The sequence below is a fragment of the Sutterella massiliensis genome (assembly GCF_016899755.1).
Taxonomy (GTDB): domain Bacteria; phylum Pseudomonadota; class Gammaproteobacteria; order Burkholderiales; family Burkholderiaceae_F; genus Sutterella; species Sutterella massiliensis.
Genome location: NZ_JACJJC010000086.1, coordinates 1 through 1,312, shown reverse-complemented (window position 1 = coordinate 1,312; position 1,312 = coordinate 1). Strand labels below are relative to the sequence as shown.

General features: G+C 54.6%; 3 protein-coding genes. 1 reads left to right on the top strand and 2 read right to left on the bottom strand.

Features of this window, described 5'->3' with window-relative positions; translation table 11 throughout:
• Window positions 1-445 (top strand): aryl-sulfate sulfotransferase (locus H6A60_RS11415; protein WP_205104710.1); only part of this gene is annotated, 445 nt, incomplete at its 5' end.
• 185 nt (window positions 446-630) lie between these two features.
• On the opposite strand, the gene H6A60_RS11410 is transcribed toward H6A60_RS11415, so the two are convergent.
• Complete coding sequence (locus H6A60_RS11410) at window positions 631-1,017, bottom strand: cytochrome c3 family protein (protein ID WP_239477737.1); 387 nt, start codon at window positions 1,015-1,017, stop codon at window positions 631-633.
• 112 nt (window positions 1,018-1,129) lie between these two features.
• Window positions 1,130-1,312, bottom strand: a 183-nt coding sequence (locus H6A60_RS11405; RefSeq protein ID WP_205104708.1) for an FAD-binding protein, incomplete at its 5' end; no start/stop codon positions are given.

Genomic DNA, 1,312 nt, shown 5'->3' with positions numbered 1-1,312 from the left:
GCACACCGCCTACAAGATCGACGAGAAGTCGAAGGGCGACATCCTCTATCTCTCAGCCTTCGACAACGGTGATGCGCGCGGCATGGAGCAGCCGGCACTTCCCTCTGACAAATACTCTCGAGCGGTCGTTTACAAGATCGACCAAAAGAATATGACCGTTCAGCAGATTTGGGAGTACGGCAAGGAACGCGGCCACGACTGGTACAGCCCCGTTACGTCGATCGTGAAGTACATGCCGGATCATGATTCACTCGTTGTCTACTCGGCAACGGCGGGCGCCTCCTTCGACCTCGCCTCGGGTGCCTTCACTTCGATGCCGAATCCTTACATCGAAGAATTCAAATGGGGCGCAAAAGAACCTGCCGTGGAAATTCAGCTTAAGAACTGCATGGGCTACCAGGTGATTCCGATCAGCCTTGAAAAGGCCTTTGGCGACGACAAGTAACCGCCGAAAAAGCACAACATCACAGCATTGACGATGAGCCGAATCCGCTCTTTTCTGAGCAGATTCGGCTCTTTTGGCAGAAGAAACCGAGCTAACACTCGGTCCGCTATCCATTCCCACCCAATGCTCCGCCTTGCTACGCATTGGATAGGAAATTCCGCGGATATTTGTTAAAAGTTGCCGTATCACGGCACCTTATAGATGTAGCTGTGGCATTGGCCGCAATAATTCACGCCCGCTTTGTGACCTTTGTGGCATTCCGTGCAGGGAAGAATGCCTTCATGCTGAGCGTGGGGGTTGACCTGGTATTTTCCTTCGGTCTTCTTGATCATCTTCTCATAGTCGCCGTGGCAATCCACGCAGACGTCATAGTCACCCGACTGCTTCACCTTCATGTCCTTCGTGTGGCAGCTTTCACATTTAAGCCCATACTTTTGAACATGTCGGTCGGCCAGGAAATGCGACTCACCGCCCGCCGGCGCCGGATCTGCCGCGAGAGCCGAACCCGCGGTTGTCAGAGACACAAGGCCTACTGCGGCGCAAAACGCAGCAAGAATCATCTTTCGGTTCATTTTGGGTCTCCCGAGATTAAAACGACCGGCGAAGCCGGGAATTGGGTTCCCTGCATCGCCGGCCGCTTTGTCGAGGGCCAATAACATAAACAAGCCCTCGACGCCGATCCAATCAGAGCTTGGATTCCGTCAGCTTGGCGATCAACTTACCGGTATGGCGCCCATAGACCAGACATTCGGCCAGGTTGCCGCCGCCCTGATAGACGAACTTGAGGACGGAGTCGATTTCACCAACAGCATAGAGGTGCGGAATCGGCTGACCGGCCCAAGTCAGAACCTGACGGTCGGCATCGGC

Bases quoted from the DNA above. Each gene is read 5' to 3' on its own strand.
- H6A60_RS11410 (WP_239477737.1), bottom strand. From the start codon at position 1,017: ATGAACCGAAAGATGATTCTTGCTGCGTTTTGCGCCGCAGTAGGCCTT.